This window comes from Aestuariibacter salexigens DSM 15300, assembly GCF_000429145.1.
Lineage (GTDB): Bacteria > Pseudomonadota > Gammaproteobacteria > Enterobacterales > Alteromonadaceae > Aestuariibacter > Aestuariibacter salexigens.
The window spans coordinates 20,059-44,750 of sequence record NZ_AUBH01000003.1 but is presented as its reverse complement, the minus strand read 5'-3'; the positions used below and the strand labels follow the sequence as shown (position 1 = coordinate 44,750).

The following is a 24,692-nucleotide window of genomic DNA, read 5'->3' as shown; positions in this document are numbered from 1 at the left end:
AATACCGTAATAAGTAATGGCTTAACGACATTTCAGATCACTTGTCGCCTTGCACGGGCAATGATACCTTGAAATTTCTCCGTATGGCCCAAATGATCCCAACACATTCGTTTTATATGAGAGCGCTCTTACATGGATACACTTGACCGAATAAAGCAGCAGATAGAAGAGAATCCGATTCTGTTATATATGAAAGGATCGCCGAAGATGCCTAACTGCGGCTTTTCTGCTCAGGCTGCGCAGGCACTCATGTCCTGCGGCGAGGCCTTTGCGTATGTTGATATTTTACAGAATCCTGACATTCGGGCGGAACTGCCGAAGTATGCGGATTGGCCAACGTTTCCACAGCTGTGGGTTGAGGGTGAATTGATTGGTGGTTGTGACATCATCCTGGAGATGTTTCAACAGGGAGAACTGCAACCCCTAATAAAGGAGACGGCGGCCAAAACCAAGCCCGCGGACGACGAATAAGCACTTAACAAATAACAAGAGCGCCGCAGGCGCTCTTTTCACATTTCATATCTACTCGGCAGACGTTAGCTAGCCAACGTCTTTAAACAGTGATTCATCGACAATCGTATCGTCGATAATTTGCTGTGCCATCTGAATGCACTTTCCGCACTGTGAGCCGAGCTGCAGTTGTTGACGCAGTTGACGCACATTACCCACGCCCGATTCTTTCACTGCGCGAGCAATTTGTTTATCGGTCACACCGTAACACATGCAAACGTACATACTGGCCCCTGAAAAAGTAGATGCAAATGATAATAATTGTTATTTAGATAAATTCAAGCAAAAATTTAATCAATTGTGATTTTTTCGAGGTGTCGCTTGTTTTTCATTAATCCGTACCTATATTCCAAGCGTAGTATTACAGGTGTGTCGTGCCGGATTCTGAGACAAAACACACCGATAAAAACCTAACTAACAAATCATTTTGGAGAATCAAATGAGCGTACTCGTAGGTCGTCCTGCCCCGGACTTCACTGCCGCTGCAGTGCTTGGAAACGGTGAAATAGTTGATAGCTTCACTCTGTCAGAAGCCACCAAAGGAAAGAAAACGGTCATCTTCTTTTATCCTCTGGACTTTACATTCGTTTGTCCGTCAGAGCTGATAGCATTCGATAAGCGATTTGAAGAATTCCAGAAACGTGGTGTTGAAGTTATCGGTGTGTCTATCGATTCTCAATTTAGTCATAACGCATGGCGCAACACGGCAATCAATGATGGCGGTATCGGTCAGGTTAAATACACCCTGGTTGCCGACGTTAAGCATGAAATCTGTCAGGCGTACGACGTAGAGCATCCTACAGACGGCGTTGCGTTCCGCGGTTCGTTCCTGATCGATGAAGAGGGCGTAGTACGTCATCAAGTAGTTAATGACCTGCCACTCGGCCGTAACGTAGACGAAATGCTGCGTATGGTTGATGCGCTGCAGTTCCACCAGGAGCATGGTGAGGTGTGTCCTGCTGGCTGGCAACAAGGCCAATCAGGTATGGACGCATCACCTGAAGGTGTGGCGAAGTACCTGTCAGAAAATTCAGAGAGCCTGTAACTCTCCTTTCGTTTTCAAAGCCGCCTGCGGGCGGCTTTTTTATTGCCTGAATTCAACTCGCTGGTGGCCAACCACCCAGGGTGCGCCACTTGTTGACAATATGACAGAACAGCTCGGCTGTACGCTGCGCATCGTATAAGGCAGAGTGGGCCTCGCGCTGATCAAACGCAATGTCAGCCGCTTCGCATGCTTTCACCAATACTGTCTGTCCCAATGCCAGTCCAGCTAAAGTCGTCGTATCAAATGACACAAACGGGTGGAAAGGTGTGCGCTTTACGTCAGAGCGCTGACATGCCGCATTGATGAAACCCTGATCGAACGACGCGTTATGTGCAACGATGACCGAACGCTGGCATTCTGCTTTTTTTTGCGCCTTGCGGACCCCTTTGCACAACTCCTTCATGGCATCCTGTTCACTTATCGCGCCCCGCAGTGCACAGTGCGGGTCGATACCATTGAATTCCAACGCGGCAGGTTCAAGGTTAGCCCCTGCAAACGGCTCAATATGATAATGAAAGGTCTGATCAGGCTCCAACTCTCCGTTCGGGAGCATTTTGACCGTCACTGCTGCGACCTCAAGTAAGGCATCGGTTGTGGCATTAAAGCCCGCTGTCTCGACGTCAATAATGACCGGAAAGTAACCTCGAAAACGTTGATTCAATGCCAAAATACACGGTACTCGCTAAAGTTGTATAAACTGGCGTGGAGTATATCAGTGTCGAGTAGCAAAATCAGGACAACCAACGATGATTGACGAAGGTGCATCGTTGGACTTTAAAAATGTGTTTTGTGGCCGATAATACCTGCATACAGTTGGGGATTTACAAATAATGATGATACGCAAATTATGGGTCGCCGTTGCATTTGCCAGCCTGTCATCCAGTATGGCTTCGCACGCCAGCCTGCGACAATACCACTCTGAAATACCGTCTTCTGACTGGCGGGTAGAAACCAGTAACCGCCTGCAGTGCACGCTAGCCCATGCGATCCCCGGCTATGGCACGGCACTGTTTACCAGCATGGCCTCCAAGCAGCTGAACATGGAATTTGAGTTGGATATGCTGCGCCTGCCAAAAAACCGAGGCGTTGCAGCGGTATATTCGGTGCCTCCATCGTGGATGCCTGGCAAGCCGCAAAAGCGTCTTGATGATATGACGATTCGTGCGCAGTACAATGGCGATCTGCCTGAGGACACTGCCTGGACGGTGCTTTCTGAGCTGGAGAAGGGGTATCAACCTACGGTTTACTATCAGGACTGGTACAACGAATTTGATAAGGTTGCCGTAAGTCTTCACGCCAGTAATTTTATGGAGCCTTATCACGCGTTTGTCGACTGCGTCGCTAATTTATTGCCGTACAGCTTTGAAGATATTGCCTACACGGTACTGTCCTACAAAAAGAACAGTGTCGAGCTGAGCAAATACTCTCAACGCCGTCTGGCAATGATTGGCGAATATCTTAAAGAGGATAGTGAGCTTGAATTAGTGCTGCTGGATGGTTACACCGATAGCTATGGCGGCCGTTGGAACAATGAGCAGTTATCCATCAGGCGAGCTACCCAGATCAAAGACTACTTCAGCCGTATGGGGGTTGCGCCAGACAGAATTGAGGTCACAGGACATGGTGAAAAACGTCATGTGGCGCCTAATTCAAACGACATGTCACGGGCTAAAAACCGTCGCGTGGTAATCAGGATGGCGAAATCCTAACGCATGCCATGTGCTTGCTGATAGGCCAATACGCGGTCACTGAAGTCAGTAAAAATGCCGTCAACCTTTACGACATTTAGCAGAGTGTGCATGGCATGTTGCGGACTCACGCCGTCGGGTAAATCATCAACTCTAAACGTGTAGGGGTGGACCAGTAAGCCAGCTTTACGTGCGTCGTTCATAAGTGACGTTTGCTCAGTCGTTGATAAGTCTACCAACTGAGGGATCCAGGGTCCGATTCCCTGGGCGAATTCAGCGATCCTGGCCAGGCCGTCAGGCTTGATAAGTTGTTCATAATCGGTATCGGATTCCTGCCACTCGTTTTCGCCAATCAGTTGGATAAGTTTCACCTTTGCATTCAGTTTTTCTCGCCAGCGTCGCAGCTCGGTAAAGTCAAAGCATTGGATAAATATAGGCAGGGAGGCATCATCAAGTTGATACTGGCGTAATACTTCCAGCACGATGCTGCTGATATCAGCATCTTGTTTTTGGTGCCACGCCGGGGCCTTGATTTCCGCATACAGACCCACGTTTTTGCCTGTCATTCGATTCAATTCATTGACGAGCTGAATATGCTCTTCAAATGTGGCAATACGAAAGTCTCCCCGCGCCTGAAAACGCGATGGGTAGACCTGCTGGCCATTTTGCTTTTGGCGTTCATGCAGACGAAGCTGCTTGAGTTCATCCAGGGTAAAGTCAATCACATAATAGCGACCATCGTCTCGTTTTCGTTCGGGAAAACGACGTTCGACATCTGTAACGGTGCCAAGGTGGATGTCATGCAAGACAACCGGCACCTTGTCTTTTGACAAAACGATGTCCTGTTCAATGTAGTCAGCACCTGTACCGTAAGCGAGGGCTGCTGCGGCAATGCTGTGTTCCGGGAGGTAGCCTGACGCACCGCGGTGCGCGATAACCAATGCCTGACAGTATGCTCTACTAGAAAAGATGAATAGCAGCAGTAATGCCGCAATCCGCATTTATGTCAGCCTTTGCGTTCAATAAGTTCGATCGCGTAACCATCAGGATCGCGTACAAAAGCAATGACTGTCTTGCCGCCAAGTACCGGCCCTGGCTTGCGATACACATCGCCGCCGTTCTGTTCAATTTGCTCGCACAGCCCGTAAATGTCTTCGACGCCAATGGCGATGTGGCCATAGGCATTTCCCATATCGTACTCGCTGGTGTCCCAGTTATACGTCAGCTCCAACACGGCTTGCTCTGATTCAGGTCCGTAACCCACAAACGCCAGGGTATAGCGGTACTGTTCGTTATCTGCCTGGCGCAATAAGGTCATGCCCATGACCTTAGTGTAAAACTCTACCGAGCGATCTAAATCGCCGACTCGTAGCATGGTGTGAAGAATGCGCATAAAAGCTCCTCAATGATTGTCTGTGTGTTACTACAATTCGTAAATTTAACAAAGGCAGATCACAGGCAACGGGTTTCTATTGATATCAGGCTGAATGACTACAACATAAATACCGTTAGCCAGTAGCCAACGGAGTAGGCCAGTAATAAACGAAACGACATTCTCAGGTAACTCATGAAGTTAAGTTCTTTTACTTTGCTCATCGCAATAATACCGGCAGCAGAGCCGATAACAAGCAGAGAGCCTCCTACGCCTACCGCGTAGGTCATCGATAACCATTCAGTGGCAGTGAGGTTTACGTTTGCTTTTAACACGGCGGCTGTCAACGGAACGTTATCTATCAGTGCCGATGCGATACCTAACAGATAATTTGCCACAGAGGTTGGTAGGTACTGATAGAGCAGCGCAATGTCGTCTAGCACATGTAGTACTTTCAATGCGCCAACAATTAATAAAATTCCCAAGAAAAACAGCAACGTGTCGAACTCAATTTCACGAATATAGTTGAGCACATTCGGGTTGGTCTTAGGCTTATGCATAAAATGACCGCACAGAAACATCAGACTTAAACCGAATAAAAAAGTCAGCACTGGCGGCACATTAAACAACACGTTAAAGGTTAGTGTCGCTATGATGGTCAGTAAAAAAATCACTGCGATCAGCTTATCAGCAGCGTGTATTGGTTTTTTCTCCGTGTTTAATACAACCAGCTCAGACATATTTGAAGACAGTAACAATGCCAGAGTAAGGACACCTGCAATGGCGGGCAGAATGAGTTGTAAGAGACTCAGAATGGTGACCTTGTCAGCCAGGAAGATCATTAACGTAGTGACATCGCCGGTAATAAGAGATACGCCGCCACTGTTAACCGCAAACACTACCAGTACGGCATACTTAAGCTGCTTACGGACCGAGATACGTAACTGTGTAATGACCGCCACGGAGACCAGCGTGGCGGTCACGTTGTCAGCCAATGACGAAAATAAAAATGCGGCAAGGCCCAGAAAAATAAGTAGTTTACGTTCCGTTATTTGACTGGGTAATACGCGTTGCACCAGACTGGATATGAAGCCTTTACCATTCAGATAGGCAACAAATGTCATCGCTGACATCAAAAACAGCCATAGGGACGCAATCTCCAATAAATTTTCGTTCAGGTTTTCCGTTATTTGATGGCTGTCAAAACCGGAATCGGGATAAATATAAAAAATAAGCCAACACAGGCTGCCTAAAAATAAGGTGCTTTTCGCTTTATTAATGTGAATTTTCTCTTCAAGCACCACCAACAGCAGAGCAAGGATAGAGAGGCTAACAATGAGAGTTTGTATCATTTGATTGGCTTTCTAGTGCAGTTGAGAAACCGCAATGATATTTTCTGCAGTGCACGCAGGCCGCTAAACAGCGATCGTGAAAAGGCTACCACGCGGAAAATGCAGAGGAGTTGTTAAGTGGCGCGCAGTTTACTCTGTTTTTTGTTTAAATTCACAGAGATCTTCAATAATACATGAGCCGCACCGGGGCTTGCGTGCAACGCAGGTATAGCGTCCGTGTAAGATTAGCCAATGGTGTACGTCGACCTTAAACTCTTTGGGGACAACCTTGAGTAGCTTTTCTTCCACTTTATCGACGTTCTTACCCATAGCAAACTTAGTACGGTTAGATACGCGGAAAATGTGAGTATCAACAGCAATGGTGGGCCAGCCAAAAGATAATGAAAGTAGATATTTCAAGTATTAGGTAGATATGTATGTTACCTATCGTTGATTGGAAGTAAAACAAAGTCTGTTTAAGTAAAAATAGTCCAATTTTTTAACTGTGTTAGTCATCAACTTTGAACTTACTTAAAAATGCAGACGATAAAATGTTGATGACTTAACACGTTAGCATGGCTTTTATTCTTTTATTCTTTTATTTAAATTATTTTAAAACTTTCTGCGATAACGCATCGACTATGTGTTTATAAAATTTAAGAAACTGGAAGATATATGTATATAGTAAAAGTTGCTCTATTTGTTTTAATTCTTGTTAACATTGATTGCAATGCTGATGAAATAAATATCACTCCACAAGGTGATTACTCCATAGCATCAGAATTTTTAATTCACTCAAATGTTCTTAATGAAGAGAGAACCTTTTTTATATCCTTACCTGATAGTTATAATAAAAGTGACACAACTTATCCTGTATTAATTCTTTTGGATGGCGCACAAAACCTGGAACATGCTGTAGCAAGTTCCAGAATGTTATCCAAATGGAAAGGAATACCAGAAACCATTATTGTTGCGATCCCAAGTAAAACGAGGGTTAAAGATTTTACCCCTACTCAAGATTTAAATTATTCAAAAGAAAGTGGAGGGGCGGTTAAGTTTTCAGACTTTATAGAAAAAGAAGTAATGGAGTATGTTGATAAACATTACAGAACTCATCAATTTAGAATACTTGAAGGGCACTCTTTAGGAGGATTATTTTCTGCGCATCAATTCTTAATTGGGAATAGCTTTTTCAATGCCTATATTATCATTTCGCCTGCTTTGTGGTGGGATGACTATCACTTAATTCGTAGATTGGAAAATACAGAGCAATTTAAAGTTGGCGCTAATATTCCTATTTATTTTGGTATCGGTGAATTAGATGGGTATGGAATGAAACAAGAACTGAAGCAATTTTATGATGCTCTTATAAACAAAGGGGGGTCTAAAGATGTATATGCTCATCAACACTATTTGGAAGAAGGGCATATGTCAGTTACTTTACAATCGGTTTATGATGGTTTACAGCATGTTTTCAAGGGCGCAATATTTCATGAAGCGTTATGGTCTGAATTTAGTTCGGATGATTTTATAAAGTTTATTCAAAGAACAAAGCGAGTTTATGGCTCTAGTGTTACCCAAACAGGTGAACTTTTTAGCCAGTTATCTCAGTATCTTATAAATAAGGGCGATTTTGTCGGTGCAATTACTGTGCTCAAAGCCAATATTGAGTCCTATCCTGAATATGCATTTAATCATGAAGCATTGGCTGATGTTTACGTATTAAATGACCAGGCTAAACTGGCAATAGAACAATATAAAGAAGCTGTAAAATATGCCAGAACCTCAAATTCTTTTGGCGATGGGGTTGCAAAGAGATATGAAGCGGCAATTGAGCTTTTAGAAAACCCAATAGTACATAAATTGGCAACATTAAAACTATTCTCAGGTTGTTATGTATCAGAATCGGATCCTAGCTCAATATTTAAATTTTATTTAAAAGAAAATAATCTAATTGGAGCCAGAAAAGAGTGGCTTGATTTTAAATTGTTTGCGGACACTCAGAATAGTTTTTTTATGCGAACACAGCCCAAGTTAAGATTTGAATTTGACAAAAATACAGTTAATGTTTTTGCTTATGGTCAGGTCTACAAGTATCGAAAAGAGAGTTGTGCAAAATAAGTAACTGTCTGACATTGGTAAATTGCAGGGATGCAATTCTTCAAAAGCTATTCAGTCTTATCTTTAAACTCACATAAGTCTTCAATAATGCAACTACCGCACTTTGGTTTACGTGCCACACAGGTATAGCGGCCATGCAGGATGAGCCAGTGATGTACATCGACTTTAAACTCTTTAGGTACGACTTTCTCAAGCTTTTGCTCTACGGCAACAACATCCTTACCCATTGCGAACTTGGTGCGGTTTGATACACGGAAAATATGCGTGTCGACAGCGATGGTAGGCCAGCCAAACGCCGTATTGAGCACAACATTAGCCGTTTTTCGGCCCACTCCCGGCAGCGCTTCAAGTGCCTCACGACTTTCCGGTACTTCACCGCCATGCTTATCCAGCAAAATTTGACTGAGCTTAACCACATTATTTGCTTTGGAGTTGAACAGCCCAATTGTCTTGATGTATTCCTTTAAACCTTCCACACCCAAATCGACAATGGCCTGCGGAGTATTGGCAACAGGAAACAGCTTATCGGTCGCCTTATTTACGCTCACATCAGTAGCCTGTGCAGAAAGTGTCACCGCGACCAGCAATTCAAATGGCGTAGAAAATTTCAGCTCTGTGGTCGGGTGTGGATTCGCCTCTCGGAGGCGAGTCAGGATTTCGAGGCGTTTTTGTTTATTCATGGCGATGCTAAGGATTAGTTACTCTCTGTCGTGACTCTGGCCCGTGTGACGGTCTTTTCAGGTTGTTGTTGGGCAAACATTTTTTCGATACGGTTATCCAGTGCATTTTTTAGTGCAATCAGTAGCCCCATACCAAGAAATGCGCCAGGCGGCAGGATCGCCAGCAAAAAAGCGCTATCGGCATGATAAACGGAAACGGTGAGCACGGAGGCCCAGTCCCCAAACAGCCTGTCGGCTCCGGCCAGCAAGGTGCCGTAACCCAACACTTCACGCAGTGCGCCAAGCAACACTAGCACGCTGGTAAAACCTAAGCCCATCATTAGTCCATCAAACGCGGCATAATGAACTGGGTTTTTAGACGCATAGGCTTCGGCCCGGCCAATAATCGCGCAGTTGGTGACGATCAAAGGAATGAAAATGCCAAGCGCCAGATACAAATCATAGGTAAACGCATTCATCAGCAGCTGGGTGATAGTGACAAATCCAGCAATGACCATCACAAAAATCGGGATACGGATTTCATTGGGGACCAGATTCCTGACCAGCGATACCGTCGTGTTTGAGCCAATCAATACCAGCGTTGTTGCCAGACCCAGGCCTAGTCCGTTAATGGTTGTCGAGGTGACGGCCAGCAGTGGACACAAGCCCAATAGCTGCACCAGCGCGGCGTTGTTCTTCCATAAGCCCTGCCAGCTAAGCTCGCGATATTCATTGTGCATGAGCATTGTCCTCATGATCCGTGTCCAGAGCGCAGTTATTCTCGGCTTGCAGTAGCTCAGACTGATTTTGCTGTCCGAACTGCACAGCTCTGGCTACCGCAGACACGACAGCACGTGGCGTGATGGTTGCTCCCGTGAACTGGTCAAACTGTCCGCCATCTTTTTTGACTGCCCAACGGGAGCGTGACTCATCGCTGTAGCGTTTGCCATTGAAGGCTAAAATCCAGTCGCTGATTGAGGCGTCAATTTTATCACCGAGACCGGGGGTTTCACGGTGAGACAGTACTCTAACGCCCGTTACGGTGCCATCCAAACGGGTGCCCACCAATAAATCAATATCACCACTGTAACCATCCGGCGCTGTGGCTTCTATCGCCATCGCGACATATTCACCATTAACGCTCGCTCTGTATATCCGTCTATTAGCTGACGGCCCTAGTAGCTGTGCGTCAGTCACGATGACGCAGTTGGCCGCAATGTCATTTTCATGCAGGTTGGCAGGAATCACCGTATTCAGTGTTTGACGCAGCTTCGATTGCTGCTGCTGTGTGATGGTACTGTCCGTTGCCAGCGAGGTCAGCACAATCAGCAACGTGGTCAGTATCGCAAAGGCAGCTAATATCGCGCCATTTTTACCAATGTTCCTGATCATCGTCGCGCTCCTTTATTGCTACTGTTGCTACGATGACCATACGTCCTTGGCTGGGTGTAATAATCAATTAATGGTACGGCCATATTCATAATAAGGACCGCAAACGCAATAGCGTCGGGATAGCCTCCCCACTGCCGGATGATATAGACCCAGATACCGATGGCGGCGCCAAATATCAGCCTGCCGTTACGGGTCGTCGAGCCGGATACAGGGTCGGTGACGATGAAAAATGCGCCCAACATGGCCCCGCCGCTGAACAGGTGAAACCAGGGCGAACTGTATTGGTCGCTGTCGAGTAAGTAGAAAAATGACGCTGTTAGTGCCAGTCCGGCTAACATGGAAATCGGCATATGCCAACTGATTACGCGCTGTTGTAATAGAAACAAACCGCCTAGCAAGAAGGCAGCGTTAACGGCAAACCAGCCTATCCCGGTCGCACCGTTGAAAATAGATAATCCAAGCGTTTCCGACACCGTTTTACCCTGTGTCAGCCCGGTTTTTACGGCATCCAATGGGGTTGCCAGCGTCACGCCGTCCACATCGACACGTAGCTGAGAAATGCTGTAGCCTTCAGTGGTGAATCCGCTGAAAATGATGCTGATGGCATCCATCAGGTTATGCGATTGCTCAGCCAGTGACTGCGGTGGTAGCCATGCTGTCATTTGCACCGGGAACGACACCAGCAGCATGACGTACGCTGCCATAGCGGGATTAAATAAGTTAAAGCCCAGGCCACCATACAGTTGCTTGACGACACCGATCGCGAAGACTGTGCCAATCACGGTAATCCACCAGGGGGCGAAGGGTGGAATGCTGACCGCAATCAGTAACGCGGTTAACAGTGCACTGCAATCTTTAACTGCACGCTCAAAGTCTTTTTTCCGTAACTCCAGTATCAGTGCTTCGGTTGCGACGGCGGTGGCACTGGCGATAAGCAGGTGAACCAGTACGCCCATGCCGAAAAACCAGCATTGCATCGCAATGCCCGGCAGTGCGGCATAACACACCATACGCATGATCTGGCCGGTATCACGGTTTACTCGTTGATGAGGAGAACTGGCAAGTGCGAATTTCATGATTGGCTATTTTTCTCTTCTGTGACATCGTCAGAATCAGACGTATTCTGCGCCTGCTGTCTATTGGCCTTTTTTGCTTTAGCCCTGGCTACAGCCGCAGCGATCCTCTGCTGTTTGCTCTCTGCTTGGCGCTGAATGTCTTGCTCACTCTGCTGCTCGTTATTACCAGCTTCATCGCTTTTATGTTGCGCGGGTGTAGTTTTATTGACGTCCTGCCCCTGTTGCTTTTTCGCCTTGGCTCGTGCAACAGCCGCGGCTATCTGACGTTGTTTACGCTGTGCTGCAGACTCCGCATCGTCATTATCGGACTCATGGTTATGCGCAGGAGACGGTTGCACTGTAGCTTCAGGCTTCTTCTCGGCGTCAGTTTGCGCAGCCCGTTTTGCTTTCGCTCTGGCGATAGCCGCGGCAACAGCCGCGTTTTTAGGTTGTGTTTCCGCGACCGGCTCAGTCACATTCTCTGTTTGCTGCTTTTTCGCTTTGGCCCGGGCAATGGCATCGCTGACACGAGCAGATTTGTCAGTGTCTTTATTTTGCATTGCCTGCTTTCGTGCTTCGGCAGCCTTGCGGTGTTTTTCTTCACGGGCCTGTTGTTCGGCTTCCAGTCTTGCTTTGCGCGCCTCAAATCGACGTTTTGCCCGTTCAGCCTTGTCTTTTTCGTCCCGTTGGTTACGAATATCCGCTTTGGCCTGACGATAGTATTGCACTAGCGGAATTTCACTGGGACATACATAGGCACAGGCACCGCATTCAATGCAGTCAAACAGGTTATAGTCCTGTGCTTTATCAAGCTCCGCGGCTTTGCTATGCCAGTAAAGCTGCTGAGGCAGTAATGAAGCAGGGCAGGCATCGGCACAGGCTGAACATCGAATGCATGGCTGTTCGGCGTTATCGTTGCGTACTTCATCGACGGATGGAACCAGCAGGCAGTTGGTAATTTTGACCACAGGTACGCGAGCATCTGTAACAGTAAATCCCATCATTGGGCCACCCATAATGACCCGTGGGGATGCCTGTTTACCTGGTTGGTATTCTGCTACTGACAGCAGATGTTCGACAGGCGTGCCCAGCGGTGCCCAGACATTGTGGGGTTTGTTCAATGCGCCGCCGGTGAGCGTTACCACTCGTTCAACCAGTGGTTTGCCACTGAATATCGCATCGGCGATGGCGAAGCATGTCCCAACATTGTACATGATCACGCCGACATCGATGGGCAAACCCTGACCGGGTACTTCGCGTCCGGTGAGGACCTGAACGAGCTGTTTTTCACCACCGGCAGGGTATTTTGTCGCGACGTCACAGACCAGATAGTTGGACGCATCGCGGCACGCTACGCTAAGTGCATCCAGTGCTTCCGGTTTGTTATCTTCAACGGCGATAATGACATGACGAGGCGCGAGTAGGTGCACCAGTACATCTATTCCCTGACGAATTTGCCAGGCATGTTCACGCATCAGTCGGTCGTCAGAGGTGATATATGGTTCACACTCGACACCGTTAATGACCAGAAACTCAACGTTTTTACCAGGTTGGGCTTTGATATGTGAGGGGAAGCCTGCCCCGCCAAGCCCGCTGATACCCGCGTCACATATGGCTTCGACAACCTGAGCCTTGTCCATTTCCTGATAGTTGCTGAGCGGCTTCAGGTCGATCCACTGGTCTATGCCGTCAGGCTCAATCACGACGCTGAGCTCAGATAATCCAGATGGATGAGCGGCTACCTGTGGTGCAATATCTACCACGGTACCAGAGGTTGATGCATGCACGGGCACAGCAAACGGATGGGCACTGTGCGTGAGAGGCTGTCCTTTTAACACCTTTTGTCCGACTGATACCTGCAGCTCACCTTCTACACCGATGTGCTGCTTTAACGGTATGTACAGCTTGTCAGCCAGTTTCACGCGGGCAATTTCACTCTGGTTCGAAAGCGTTTTATGCTCAGCAGGATGCACACCACCGGGAAAGTCCCAGCGTTTTCCGCGTTTGAGTCGGTCAAAAATGTCTTCAACTGAGAGCGGAGTAATGGCCATGTTACGACACCTGCTTCACTGGGATCTGCTGAAGATGATCCTGTAACCGCCAGCGCCAGGATGCGGTAGTCGTTGTTACCGGTACCATATCAATACAATCAACAGGGCAGGGCTCAACACATAAATCACAGCCTGTACACTCATCTGCCATGACCGTATGCATATGCTTTGCTGCGCCTAGTATGGCGTCTACCGGGCATGCCTGAATACATTTTGTACAACCAATACATTCGTCTTCGCGGATGAATGCAACTTTTTTTACATCTTCTTCGCCATGTGCAGCATCGAGGGGTTTAGGCTCGACACCCATTAAATCAGCCAGTTTTTTAATCGTGGCCTCGCCGCCGGGCGGACATTTGTTAATCTCGTCACCGTCTGCAATGGCCTGTGCATACGGCCTGCATCCAGGGTATCCACACTGCCCACATTGTGTTTGCGGCAGTATGTCATCAATCTGGTTAACTAAGGGGTCAGCCTGCACTTTGAAACGCACGGCAGCAAAGCCCAGTATGGCGCCAAACGCAAGTGCCAAAAGACCAATCGCTAACGGAGCTGACAACACATCCATCACAATTTGACCAACCCTGTAAAGCCCATGAACGCAAGAGACATTAACCCAGCGGTGATCATCGCTATCGATGCCCCTTTAAATGGGGTGGGTACATCTGCTGCGACTAGCCGCTCGCGCATGGCGGCGAACAAGATCAGCACAAGTGAAAACCCGACCGCGGCACCAAAGCCATAAATGATGGATTCAAGCATGGAGTGCTGCTTAGTGATATTTAATAGTGCGACGCCAAGTACGGCGCAGTTAGTCGTGATCAGCGGCAAGAAAATGCCTAAAAGTCGATACAGCGTTGGACTGGTCTTATGCACCACCATTTCCGTAAACTGCACAACAACTGCAATGACAAGGATAAAGCTCAATGTTCTCAGATAAGCGATATCGAGAGGAATAAGCACATAATTTTCAATCAGGTAGCTGGCCAGTGAGGCTAATGTCAGGACAAAAGTCGTTGCCATAGACATGCCTATTGCCGTTTCCAGCTTCCCTGACACCCCCATAAACGGGCACAAGCCAAGGAACTGAACCAGCACGAAATTATTTACCAGCACTGTACTTACGAGTAGAAGAACGAATTCTGTCATGCTAACCAGGATGTGTTGTGACGGACCGGTGTGACGTACCCGCCTATTATCGCCGTTTAGTTTGGTAATAACAACTTGATAAAACTAGGGTTATTGGCAGAAATATGAGGGATTTTCGTGACTATCCGGGCGATAGTGGCTCCCCCTCCCCGACTCGAACGGGGGACCTGCGGATTAACAGTCCGTCGCTCTAACCAACTGAGCTAAGGGGGAAGCGTATCGTCTTCGCGGTGAAAAGTGGCTCCCCCTCCCCGACTCGAACGGGGGACCTGCGGATTAACAGTCCGTCGCTCTAACCAACTGAGCTAAGGGGGACCTGCTTTTCAACGGACGCGAATAATAAAGAGCTGCTGGTATCGTGTCAACACTGTTCAGAATAAATTTTCGTACGCGGCAGGGGATTGATCAATTGCGCATCAGATTGGTTAAAAAGTCGCTTATTTCATTGCTCAGATGGCGGCGTAAAAGGCGCCTGATTTTTCATTACATTTATATTTGATTTTCGTGATCTTTATTGCTTTTCAATATAAATAATTTTTTGACACCTGTATTTGAGTACAGTGTTTAACAAAAATGTAACCTAAGGTTATAGTCGGTAGCGTTAGTGAAAGCTCACATAAATTTTGCCAATTTGTCAGCCACATCCCGCCATTACTGAGCCTTTGCCAGTTATCCACTAAAACTGTGGATAACTTTGTGGAAATTATCACAATGTTATGCGACACAGAGATTAAACTAAAGTCAATAGGCTAATGCGTCCGCTACAACACTATTTTAAAAAAACCAATAAAAACATGCACATAATAATTGCTTGGAAACTATCCTGTTGTTATGACTGAAATTTTAGTTTAGAGATTGCAGTACTGTGTGTTTCTTTTTTGTACTGTTGACAACATGCCAGTAAGTTCATGCCATTCGACCCTTAAACGGGCTCGATTCACTTATAAAAATTCACCTCTGAATCGGGTCTGGAAACATTGTCACGCATGACTTTACAGTGAGAATTGGTATGACAACGGTGTGACAAAATTATGACGCTTATGATGATAGGCAGATAAATTAAATAACGTGAAAAACGGTGTATTTACATATCTTATTACACTGAATGTTGGCACAGTCATGTGCTCTCGCGTAACATTGAAGTCTTTCCTTTTCTTCTGATTCGCACGCTGACATGCCTGTCACAGAATCGCAGCATAAATGAACAGTGGAATGTCTGAGAATCCATCTACACCGCAGAGAAAAAAGCCTTCTGGCACCGATTTATTGAATGGTGATATCAGTCAGACGCTAAAACGTATGACGCTACCCATGATCATGGGCATGATCATGCTCATGACCTTTGGCCTGGTCGATACGTTTTTTGTCAGTTTGCTGGGCACTGAGCAGCTGGCGGCGATCAGTTTTACCTTCCCGGTAACCTTCACCCTTATCAGTCTGAACATTGGCTTGGGCATTGGTACCTCAGCCACTATTGGTCGTTATCTGGGCTCTGGCGATACCTTATTAGCCAAAGAGTTTGCAACCGGTGCGTTAATGTTGTCCACCCTATTGGTTGGCGCGTTGGCAGTGGTTGGAGTAATGACGATCGAGCCTATTTTCCGTTTGTTGGGCGCATCAGACGCGTTACTACCTTATATAAACGATTATATGGTGGTGTGGTATGTGGCCGGCGTATTTCTGGCCCTGCCTATGGTGGGAAATAGCGTCCTCAGGGCATCAGGTGATACTAAAACGCCAAGCATGGTTATGGCCATGGGCGGTGCAATCAATGCGATTCTGGATCCGCTGTTAATCTTTGGTTGGGGGCCCATTCCTGCGATGGGAATACAAGGTGCTGCGATTGCCACGATGATCGCCTGGGGTGTGGGTGTGGTGTATATATTGTCGCTGCTTATCAAGCGTCAGCTGATGTTGCCACGATTACTGACACTGCCTGAAATGCGATTGACCAGCGGTGGCATACTGAAAATCGGTTTACCCGCGGCCGGAGCGAATATGCTCACACCTATTGCCGGAGGCGTTGTGACAGCGCTCGTGGCGTCATATGGACCGGAAGCTGTCGCTGCGTGGGGGGTAGGCAATCGTCTCGAATCCATGGCCAGCATTGTAGTGTTGGCATTGTCTATGAGCCTGCCACCCTTTATCAGCCAGAATTTTGGCGCAAATAAACTGCAGCGCGTGGAGCATGCCTACAAGCAGGTCTTACGCTTTATACTCATCTGGCAGCTTATTATCTATGCGCTGATGTGGCTGTTATCACCCTATATTGCGGCCATCTTTACTGATGATCCTGAAGTTGCTTCGATCATTCGTCTGTTTTTGATGGTTGTGCCGCTTGGTTACGGGCTTCAGGGAGTGATCATTCTCAGCAATTCGTCGTTTAATGCTATGCATAAACCTATGGCGGCGTTGTGGTTAAGTATTCTCAGGTTATTCGTATTTTTTGTGCCTCTGTCCTATGCCGGTAGTGTACTTTTTGACTTGCCTGGGATGTTCTGGGGCGGCGTCATTGCCAACGCCATGACGGCGGCAATTGCCTATATGTGGTTTGTTCGCACCTTAGCCAGAGATGCCGCAACGTCAATGTCATCAGACACAGTGACAGCAGTAAGTGAGAGAGAATAATGGAGCGAGGATTTCGTTTAGCATCCAAGTTCGCACCAGCCGGTGATCAGCCCAAGGCAATTAATGCCCTGGTAGAGGGGCTGGAAGATGGATTGGTTTGTCAGACCCTACTGGGGGTAACCGGCTCAGGTAAAACATTTACCATGGCCAATGTGATCGAACAGGTACAGCGACCAACGTTGATTCTGGCGCATAACAAGACACTCGCTGCACAGTTATACGGCGAGTTCAAAGAATTCTTTCCCGATAATGCTGTCGAGTACTTCGTCTCTTATTACGATTATTATCAGCCCGAAGCCTATGTACCAAGCACCGACACTTTTATTGAGAAAGATGCATCGATAAACGACCACATAGAGCAGATGCGCTTATCTGCCACCAAAGCGCTGATGGAGCGTCGCGACGTGGTGATCATTGCCAGCGTATCCGCTATTTACGGATTGGGCGACCCGCAGTCCTACATGAAAATGCTACTGCATTTGCGCCAGGGTGATTTGATGGACCAGCGCGCGATACTCAGGCGTTTGGCGGAGCTGCAATATAAACGCAATGATTTGGCATTTGAACGCGGCACCTTCAGAGTCCGTGGTGACGTCATCGACATCTTTCCAGCTGACTCTGAAAAGCAGGCTGTCAGAGTAGAACTTTTTGATGAGGAAATCGAAAAAATCAGCTTATTCGACCCTCTCACAGGTGCAGTCGAAAAGAGTGTAGTGCGTGTCACTGTGTTCCCGAAAACCCACTATGTCACGCCAAGGGAAAAAATCCTCAATGCAGTGGAAGACATTAAACTTGAGTTGAAAGAACGTCGCGAGCAGCTCAAGGATAATCATAAACTGGTTGAAGAACAGCGCCTTAGCCAACGTACTCAATTTGATATCGAGATGATGCTGGAGCTTGGCTACTGTTCTGGGATTGAGAACTACTCGCGCTATTTATCCGGACGAGCACCCGGCGAACCGCCTCCGACCTTGTTAGATTATTTTCCTGCCGATGGGCTGATGTTTATTGATGAATCCCACGTCACGGTCTCTCAGGTTGGCGCAATGTACAAAGGCGACAGGTCCAGAAAGGAAACGCTGGTAGAGTTTGGGTTTCGTCTACCCTCTGCGCTGGATAACCGTCCCCTTAAGTTTGAAGAGTTTGAGCGAATCTGTCCGCAAACGATTTATGTCTCGGCAACGCCTGGCAAATATGAACTTGAAAAGTCGTCAGGCGAGGTAGTGGAGCAGGTGGTCAGGCCGACTGGACTACTCGACCCGCAGCTGGAGGTCAGGCCGGTCGCGTCGCAGGTTGACGATGTGCTATCTGAAATACATCTACGAGTGGCCAGCAATGAGCGGGTGTTGATTACCACGCTCACCAAACGAATGGCTGAAGATCTCAGTGAATATCTGAACGAACACGGTGTGAAAGTGCGCTACCTGCATTCTGATATCGATACCGTTGAGCGCATTGAAATTATTCGCGATCTGCGGCTTGGTAAATTTGATGTGTTGGTTGGGATCAACTTGTTGCGAGAAGGATTAGATATGCCAGAGGTGTCACTGGTTGCCATTCTTGATGCCGACAAAGAAGGCTTCCTGCGTGCCGAGCGTTCACTGATCCAGACCATTGGGCGAGCGGCGCGTAACATTAACGGTAAAGCCATTCTGTACGCCGACACCGTGACGCAATCTATGCAGAAAGCGATTGATGAGACTAATCGACGCCGCGAAAAGCAGGCCGCTTACAACGCCGAACATGGCATCACGCCTAAGCAGTTGGTTAAACCTATTACGGATATCATGGATATAGGTGAAGAGGGCGGTTCCAGCAAAGGTATAAAGCTTCGTAAAGTCGCAGATAAAAAAGCCGAATACAAAGCGCTCAGTGCCACGGAATTAATGGCGAAAGTCGCCGAGTTGGAAAAACAAATGTTCACCTATGCTAAAGAACTGGAGTTTGAAAAGGCGGCGGCCACTCGAGATGAAATCGAGCAATTACGGGCCAAAATCGTCGAGCTCTCATAATCTGACTCCCGATATAGGTTAAAAAATAATCAAAAAATTCTGATAATTTCTACTTCATAGGGTGGACGGCTACGACTATCTGGTGTAAAAGTATATACAGACATACCTATAACAATAATGCGCTGCTATGCTAAATCGTCTACAAGAGTCTGATATTAAACTACTTCGTGTATTTTACGCGGTAGCTTCCTGTAATGGTTTCACTGCTGCTGAACCGGTTTTACGTATGCAAAGACCGAATATCTCTGCGGCTATCAAAAAACTGGAAGAGCGTTTGGATTTGGTTCTGTGTCACCGCGGCAGAGGTGGTTTCCAGATGACCAAAGAAGGTGAAGTGGTTTTTCAGGAGACCAAGCGCATTTTTAACGCGTTTGATAACTTTGTGTTTAACCTGAAGAGTCTGCATGATGATTATTCGGGTCACATCACACTGGTGTTGATGGCTGGTTTACCTCTGTCCATGCATCTTGCCGTGAGTAAGGCTGTGAAGAGCACCATGAAAAAATTTGACGATATTCACGTCAATATTCAAACCCGTCTTTACAATGAAGTTGAGCATGTCGCCTTGTCAGGTGAGTGTCACCTGGTGTTATCGACGTACGACATGGTTAAGCCTGAATCCGTCACTTTTCATCCGGTTGGCATTGGCTGTAAAGGACGGTTATATTGTGGTCCTACCCATCCGCTGGCGAAATATCGCGAAGGGTTACCTGGCGATGTGAAGATCGAAGATCACCCGGCCATTGGCATTTCCGGGTTATCCTCTGCCAATTACATTCAAAATGATAAGCGGCTGTCTATCCAAACGTTTTCAGACTCTTATGATGTGTGCATGTCGGCAATCATGACTGGCGAGTATGTTGGTTTATTACCTGACTATATTGCCAAAGAGCAGGGCGCTGGTCTGGGCTTGGTGCCAGTTGGCGGTGGCAATCTGTTTGAATTTGAACATGAGCTGTTCGTCATGAACGGCAAAAACACCCGACTCAATCCGGTATTACGTCACTGTATCCGCGAACTGACCTATTTTGTCGCGGAAAGTCAGAAATAATTAGCGCTATTCATACTCCAGCGGGTCTGTTGCCTGGTTAGCGGTAAAGGCTTCCAGGCGTTCCTGACAAGCCCCACATTTGCCACAGGCTTTTTCACGGCCGTTATAACATGTCCAGGTCTTCGCGTAATCCAGTCCCATCGCCAGACCGTCTCTAAGTATGTCGATTTTATCCTGGTACAGATAGGGTGAGAGGATTTCGACTGACTCATAATTAGCAATGGCACAGACCTGATTCATTTTCTCTACGAACTCCGGACGACAGTCTGGATAAATGGCATGATCGCCAGAATGTGCCCCGTAATACACCTGCGGTGCCCTAATAGAAACCGCGTAGCCAACTGCCAGAGACAGCAAGATCATATTTCGATTGGGCACCACAGTTTGTTTCATGCTCGGCTCTTCATAATGTCCTTCTGGCACATCTACATCATCGGTCAACGCCGATCCCGCGAGCAGGGTATTGATGGCGGTAATATCGACGACTTTATGAGAGATGTTTAATTCGGCACATACTCTGGCTGCATAGTCCAACTCTTTCTTATGACGCTGTCCGTAATTAAAAGATAATGCGAAAAGCTCTAGCCCCTGTTTGTGGGCTTTATGCAAAACGGTAAATGAATCCATTCCGCCTGAGAAAATTACCACTGCCTTTTGTGTCATGTTGAACGCTTCACTATATAATGGGGTCTTTGGCACATTGCCGCGCATTGTAGTGCATTGTCGTCCGCATCCCAATTTTTTCAATTAGTTGAGGTCATTTTTGCCAACGCAGACACTTAAATTTAATGAAGTTTTCCAATCGATACAGGGCGAAGGGGCATTTACTGGCGTACCTTCTATTTTTGTCCGCTTGCAGGGATGCCCCGTTGGTTGTCCCTGGTGCGATACCAAGCATACCTGGGACATTGATCTGGAAAAGCAGCGCACTGTGGAAGACGTGATGAATGAGCAGCAGGAATCGGACTCCTGGTTTGAAAGTTCTGAACAACGCCTGCTCGCACTGTTTGAGGAGCAAGGCTATACCGCCAGGCATGTGGTATTAACCGGCGGTGAACCAGCGATGTACGACTTGACTGTGTTATGTGAACTGCTTGAAAAGTGTGGATACAGTATCCAGATTGAAACCAGCGGCACCTTCGCAGTCAGATGCAGCCCTCAAACCTGGGTCACGTTGTCACCGAAGATCAATATGCGCGGTGGCTACACCATTTTGGATGAGGTGTTAAATAGAGCAAACGAGATAAAACACCCGGTCGCGATGCAAAAGCATATCGATGAACTTGATGAACTGCTTGCCCGTTACAACGGGGAAATCTCACCGCTCATTTATTTACAACCGATCAGTCAGCAAAAACGTGCGACTGAACTGGCTATCAGTACTTGTATCGCACGCAACTGGCGTTTATCGTTACAGACACACAAATACATAGGGATAGAATAACGTGGCAGAGCAAGCGGACATGCACAGCAGGATCGTAGCCTTATTTGAACAGTTCGACAGGGCGATGGATAAGCAAAGTGGCGCGGACGTCGCCGCGCTTTACCACCTGCCCGCTGTCATCATGAATGATGATGAGAAGCTGGTATACACCGACAGGCAGGAACTGGAGCGACGCATAACCAACATTCTCGGGCTGTTCCAACAATCAGGTGTGGTGCATCACCACGGTGAAGTGGCCCACGTGATGAGATTGTCAGAAGCGATCTGGTTCTGCACTGTAGACTGGCAGCTTAAAGACGAACAGCATAACGTAATTGAGCACTGTATGACGTCTCACACGTTACAGCTTAATGGCGAACTACAGATCATTATTTCTGTGATCGATGAAAATATCACGCGCCTGCTAAACGTTGCGGCGCAGCGAGGCAGCACGTGATAAAACTTGTAAAGGTAATCTTTGCGAGTGCGTTGCTCTGTGCGGTGTGCATCTCCGCATACGGCGCAGTATGGAATATTACCTATCCGCGAGCATTATCAGAGTCAGACCAACGCAACGACTATTATTTACAGATCCTGTCATTGGCGTTGGACCAGACTGGTGTCAACTATCGACTTCTTCCTTCAGAGCGGATCATGTTGCAGGGCAGGGCGATACGCAATCTCATTGAAAACCGTGAAATAAATGTCATCTGGAGTATGACTGACGCTCAGCGTGAAAAAGAACTGCTGCCTATTCATATCCCACTTCAGAAAGGGCTCATCGGTTGGCGGGTGTTTCTGGTCAGAGAAGACAGAGTTCAACAATTTGAAGGGATTGAACGACTCGCACAGCTTACACGACTGACCGCCGTGCAGGGCGCTGACTGGCCTGATACTAAAATATTGCAGGCAAACGGTGTCGATGTGGTGACATCGCCGGAATATCACACTCTGTTCGCGATGCTTAACAGTAATCAGGCAGATTACTTTCCCCGTTCGATTGCCGAGGTTGAAGGCGAGCTTGCTGAGAGTAGTCTTACCGAGGGACTGGTAATCGAAAGCCGGCTCAGTTTTAGATACCCAACGGCGATGTATTTTTTCGTCAATCGTTCAAATAAAGTGTTGGCAAGATTGCTTAATGATGGTCTGGAAAAAGCCATTGCCAGTGGCCAGTTCGATGCGCTATTTAACGAGCGTTATCAAGCGATCCTGGAAAATGCGAGATTAAATGACCGCCTCGTATTTGAACTGGATAATCCACTGATGCCTGAGAGCACACCGCTTGACAGAGCGGAACTATGGTATCGGCCTGAATAGATTCAAACGAATAAGCGTCAAACCAACGACAGGCGTTTCGCTTAGTTGGAGTCATTGCGGCGTTATGCCGCAATCTCTACACTTAATTTATCTGCCAGCATTAATGAACGGCGTTACTGCTTACCGTGTACACCGGTCATTGAGCGACCAGACGGGTCAGCATTTTGTTTAAAGCTCTCGTCCCATTCCAGCGCTTCGACCGTGCTACACGCAATCGACTTACCTCCTGGAACACATCGAGCCGCGCTCTCCTGAGGGAAGTAGCCTTCAAATATAGTGCGGTAGAAATATCCCTCTTTTGTGTCAGGCGTGTTCACAGGAAAGCGGAACTCTGCGGTTGCCAGTTGCTGATCGCTGATTTCACCTTCCACAAAGTCGCGGATTGAGTCTATCCACGAATAGCCAACGCCGTCCCCAAACTGTTCTTTCTGACGCCATAGCACTTCTGCGGGCAGCGTATCGCCATCGTCAAAGGCTTTACGCAGGATCCATTTTTCCATTTTGCCGTCGATACACATTTTATCCTTTGGATTCAGGCGCATTGCGACGTCCATAAAGTGTTTGTCGAGGAACGGGACTCGTGCTTCCACACCCCATGCCGAGGTCGCCTTGTTAGCACGTGCACAGTCAAACATATGCAGGCGTTCAAGTTTGCGTACGGTTTCTTCATGGAACTCTCTGGCATTCGGTGCTTTATGGAAATACAGGTATCCGCCAAAAATTTCGTCCGAGCCTTCACCTGACAGCACCATCTTAATGCCCATTGCCTTAATTTTCCGGGTCATCAGGTACATTGGCGTGGCGGCCCTGATGGTGGTGACGTCATAAGTTTCAAGAAAGTAGATCACGTCACGAATAGCATCCAGTCCTTCCTGAATAGTGAAATGGATTTCGTGGTGTACGGTGCCAATCATATCTGCCACTTTCTTGGCAGCGAGTAAATCCGGCGCGCCTTCAAGGCCTACTGCAAACGAGTGAAGACGGGGCCACCATGCATCGGTGCGATCTTCATCTTCAACACGTTTTGCCACATACTTTGCGGCTACAGCAGAAACCAATGAAGAATCCAGACCGCCTGACAGCAGCACTGCATAGGGCACATCTGACATCAGGTGAGATTTAACCGCTTGCTCAAATGCCTGCTTGAGCTCGTTGAGGTCTGAGCTGTTATTTTCAACTGCGTCATAGTCCATCCAATCACGTTGATAGTAGCGCTTTAGCTCGCCGGTTTTGCTCCACAAATAATGCCCTGGCGGAAATTCCTGAACGGTTTTACACACCGGAACCAGTGCTTTCATCTCTGATGCGACATAGAAATTACCATGCTCATCAAACCCAGTGTATAGCGGAATAATACCAATATGGTCGCGGGCAATGAGGTAGGTATCCTGCTCTGCGTCATACAAAATGAAGGCGAACATGCCCTGTAAATCATCTATAAAGTCAACACCGCGCTGTTCGTATAAGGGCAAGATAACTTCACAATCGGATTTGGTTCTGAAGTCGTAAGGCGCCTTGAGTCCTTTTTCCAACGCTTTGTGATTATAAATTTCGCCATTGACGGCAAGTATGTGGTTATTATTCCGGCTGATCAGGGGCTGTGCGCCGGTATCAACGTCTACTATGGCGAGACGTTCGTGACACAATATAGCATTATCATTATTCCAGATGCCGCTCCAATCTGGACCACGATGGCGTAATGATTTAGCTAACTCTAAGGCTTGCGTTCGAAGTTCTGTGACGTCTGTTTTGATGTCCAGAATACCGAAAATACCACACATAAACTGGGTTCTCTCTCATCTTGCTTGGAAATATTTGCTGTCGGCACGATTCTGTCGTGGCTTGCCTACTGGTGGCAATGTGTGCCTGTTTGGCGTGTTGTTATTAT

The 24,692-nt window shown here is 47.4% G+C and carries 24 protein-coding genes, 2 tRNA genes and 1 pseudogene; 10 read left to right on the top strand and 17 right to left on the bottom strand.

Annotated features, from left to right (window positions below; translation table 11 throughout):
- Positions 1 to 132: 132 nt before the first annotated feature.
- A complete protein-coding gene (locus G441_RS0106005) occupies positions 133 to 471 on the top strand; it encodes a Grx4 family monothiol glutaredoxin (protein ID WP_026375507.1) in 339 nt (112 codons plus the stop codon).
- Between the two features lie 69 nt (positions 472 to 540).
- Here G441_RS0106005 and G441_RS0106000 read toward each other — a convergent pair whose 3' ends face one another.
- Entirely contained in the window at positions 541 to 735 is a 195-nt protein-coding gene (locus tag G441_RS0106000; protein WP_026375506.1) for a (2Fe-2S)-binding protein, read from the bottom strand.
- Positions 736 to 949: 214 nt separating this feature from the next.
- Here G441_RS0106000 and G441_RS0105995 point away from each other — a divergent pair, with 214 nt between their 5' ends.
- Complete coding sequence (locus G441_RS0105995; RefSeq protein WP_026375505.1) at positions 950 to 1,555, top strand: peroxiredoxin; 606 nt, start codon at positions 950 to 952, stop codon at positions 1,553 to 1,555.
- A 52-nt stretch (positions 1,556 to 1,607) separates the two neighbouring features.
- Here G441_RS0105995 and rnt read toward each other — a convergent pair whose 3' ends face one another.
- Positions 1,608 to 2,222: a ribonuclease T gene (rnt, locus tag G441_RS0105990; protein WP_240485093.1), complete on the bottom strand. Its 615-nt coding sequence runs from the start codon at positions 2,220 to 2,222 to the stop codon at positions 1,608 to 1,610.
- Between the two features lie 166 nt (positions 2,223 to 2,388).
- Between rnt and G441_RS0105985 the strand changes: the two genes are divergently transcribed.
- Positions 2,389 to 3,264, top strand: coding sequence for a flagellar protein MotY (locus G441_RS0105985; protein ID WP_051275410.1), 876 nt, complete (start codon positions 2,389 to 2,391; stop codon positions 3,262 to 3,264).
- On the opposite strand, the gene glpQ is transcribed toward G441_RS0105985, so the two are convergent.
- From glpQ to G441_RS18070, 4 genes and pseudogenes are all read right to left on the bottom strand, one after another.
- Positions 3,261 to 4,244: a glycerophosphodiester phosphodiesterase gene (gene glpQ / locus G441_RS0105980; RefSeq protein WP_026375502.1), complete on the bottom strand. Its 984-nt coding sequence runs from the start codon at positions 4,242 to 4,244 to the stop codon at positions 3,261 to 3,263. The genes G441_RS0105985 and glpQ overlap by 4 nt on opposite strands.
- Positions 4,245 to 4,249: 5 nt before the next feature.
- Positions 4,250 to 4,636, bottom strand: coding sequence for a lactoylglutathione lyase (gene gloA / locus G441_RS0105975; protein WP_026375501.1), 387 nt, complete (start codon positions 4,634 to 4,636; stop codon positions 4,250 to 4,252).
- 98 nt (positions 4,637 to 4,734) lie between these two features.
- Positions 4,735 to 5,967, bottom strand: a complete 1,233-nt coding sequence (gene nhaD, locus G441_RS0105970) for a sodium:proton antiporter NhaD (protein ID WP_205622161.1) — start codon at positions 5,965 to 5,967, stop codon at positions 4,735 to 4,737.
- A 129-nt stretch (positions 5,968 to 6,096) separates the two neighbouring features.
- A pseudogene (locus G441_RS18070) lies at positions 6,097 to 6,357 on the bottom strand (endonuclease III); the annotation flags it as partial.
- 264 nt (positions 6,358 to 6,621) lie between these two features.
- Here G441_RS18070 and G441_RS19205 point away from each other — a divergent pair.
- The gene (locus tag G441_RS19205; protein WP_051275384.1) at positions 6,622 to 8,067 is read left to right on the top strand and encodes an alpha/beta hydrolase-fold protein; all 1,446 of its coding nucleotides are present in this window, start codon (positions 6,622 to 6,624) and stop codon (positions 8,065 to 8,067) included.
- Positions 8,068 to 8,114: 47 nt separating this feature from the next.
- Here the strand turns inward: G441_RS19205 and nth are convergent, their stop codons facing one another.
- The 9 genes from nth to G441_RS0105915 form a co-directional block, all read right to left on the bottom strand.
- Positions 8,115 to 8,747, bottom strand: a complete 633-nt coding sequence (gene nth / locus G441_RS0105955; protein WP_026375498.1) for an endonuclease III — start codon at positions 8,745 to 8,747, stop codon at positions 8,115 to 8,117.
- 14 nt (positions 8,748 to 8,761) lie between these two features.
- A complete protein-coding gene (locus G441_RS0105950) occupies positions 8,762 to 9,466 on the bottom strand; it encodes an electron transport complex subunit E (protein ID WP_034474633.1) in 705 nt (234 codons plus the stop codon).
- Entirely contained in the window at positions 9,456 to 10,118 is a 663-nt protein-coding gene (gene rsxG / locus G441_RS0105945; RefSeq protein ID WP_026375496.1) for an electron transport complex subunit RsxG, read from the bottom strand. Before rsxG ends, G441_RS0105950 begins: the two co-directional genes overlap by 11 nt.
- A complete protein-coding gene (gene rsxD, locus G441_RS0105940) occupies positions 10,115 to 11,194 on the bottom strand; it encodes an electron transport complex subunit RsxD (RefSeq protein WP_026375495.1) in 1,080 nt (359 codons plus the stop codon). The genes rsxG and rsxD overlap by 4 nt, the downstream gene beginning before the upstream one ends.
- Complete coding sequence (gene rsxC, locus G441_RS18060) at positions 11,191 to 13,224, bottom strand: electron transport complex subunit RsxC (protein WP_034474662.1); 2,034 nt, start codon at positions 13,222 to 13,224, stop codon at positions 11,191 to 11,193. The genes rsxD and rsxC overlap by 4 nt, the downstream gene beginning before the upstream one ends.
- A 1-nt stretch (position 13,225) precedes the next feature.
- Complete coding sequence (gene rsxB / locus G441_RS0105930) at positions 13,226 to 13,792, bottom strand: electron transport complex subunit RsxB (RefSeq protein ID WP_026375494.1); 567 nt, start codon at positions 13,790 to 13,792, stop codon at positions 13,226 to 13,228.
- Positions 13,792 to 14,373, bottom strand: a complete 582-nt coding sequence (gene rsxA, locus G441_RS0105925) for an electron transport complex subunit RsxA (RefSeq protein WP_026375493.1) — start codon at positions 14,371 to 14,373, stop codon at positions 13,792 to 13,794. Before rsxA ends, rsxB begins: the two co-directional genes overlap by 1 nt.
- A gap of 136 nt (positions 14,374 to 14,509) precedes the next feature.
- Positions 14,510 to 14,586: transfer RNA gene (locus tag G441_RS0105920), tRNA-Asn, on the bottom strand.
- Between the two features lie 25 nt (positions 14,587 to 14,611).
- Positions 14,612 to 14,688: transfer RNA gene (locus tag G441_RS0105915), tRNA-Asn, on the bottom strand.
- An 897-nt stretch (positions 14,689 to 15,585) separates the two neighbouring features.
- Here G441_RS0105915 and G441_RS0105910 point away from each other — a divergent pair.
- The 3 genes from G441_RS0105910 (at position 15,586) to G441_RS0105900 (ending at position 20,064) form a co-directional block, all read left to right on the top strand.
- A complete protein-coding gene (locus G441_RS0105910) occupies positions 15,586 to 17,001 on the top strand; it encodes an MATE family efflux transporter (protein ID WP_026375492.1) in 1,416 nt (471 codons plus the stop codon).
- On the top strand, positions 17,001 to 19,013 hold the full coding sequence (gene uvrB, locus G441_RS0105905) for an excinuclease ABC subunit UvrB (RefSeq protein WP_026375491.1): 2,013 nt from the start codon (positions 17,001 to 17,003) through the stop codon (positions 19,011 to 19,013). The genes G441_RS0105910 and uvrB overlap by 1 nt, the downstream gene beginning before the upstream one ends.
- 127 nt (positions 19,014 to 19,140) lie before the next feature.
- The gene (locus tag G441_RS0105900; RefSeq protein WP_026375490.1) at positions 19,141 to 20,064 is read left to right on the top strand and encodes a LysR family transcriptional regulator; all 924 of its coding nucleotides are present in this window, start codon (positions 19,141 to 19,143) and stop codon (positions 20,062 to 20,064) included.
- Between the two features lie 6 nt (positions 20,065 to 20,070).
- Here the strand turns inward: G441_RS0105900 and queC are convergent, their stop codons facing one another.
- The gene (gene queC / locus G441_RS0105895; RefSeq protein ID WP_026375489.1) at positions 20,071 to 20,727 is read right to left on the bottom strand and encodes a 7-cyano-7-deazaguanine synthase QueC; all 657 of its coding nucleotides are present in this window, start codon (positions 20,725 to 20,727) and stop codon (positions 20,071 to 20,073) included.
- Positions 20,728 to 20,827: 100 nt separating this feature from the next.
- Between queC and queE the strand changes: the two genes are divergently transcribed.
- From queE to G441_RS0105880, 3 genes are read left to right on the top strand one after another with little or no spacing between them, the layout of a single operon-like run.
- Positions 20,828 to 21,508: a 7-carboxy-7-deazaguanine synthase QueE gene (gene queE / locus G441_RS0105890; RefSeq protein WP_026375488.1), complete on the top strand. Its 681-nt coding sequence runs from the start codon at positions 20,828 to 20,830 to the stop codon at positions 21,506 to 21,508.
- Position 21,509: 1 nt separating this feature from the next.
- Positions 21,510 to 21,944, top strand: a complete 435-nt coding sequence (locus tag G441_RS0105885) for a hypothetical protein (protein ID WP_026375487.1) — start codon at positions 21,510 to 21,512, stop codon at positions 21,942 to 21,944.
- The gene (locus G441_RS0105880) at positions 21,941 to 22,804 is read left to right on the top strand and encodes a type 2 periplasmic-binding domain-containing protein (protein ID WP_034474630.1); all 864 of its coding nucleotides are present in this window, start codon (positions 21,941 to 21,943) and stop codon (positions 22,802 to 22,804) included. The genes G441_RS0105885 and G441_RS0105880 overlap by 4 nt, the downstream gene beginning before the upstream one ends.
- Positions 22,805 to 22,917: 113 nt before the next feature.
- On the opposite strand, the gene asnB is transcribed toward G441_RS0105880, so the two are convergent.
- Positions 22,918 to 24,585: an asparagine synthase B gene (gene asnB / locus G441_RS0105875; protein WP_026375485.1), complete on the bottom strand. Its 1,668-nt coding sequence runs from the start codon at positions 24,583 to 24,585 to the stop codon at positions 22,918 to 22,920.
- Between the last annotated feature and the right edge of the window lie 107 nt (positions 24,586 to 24,692).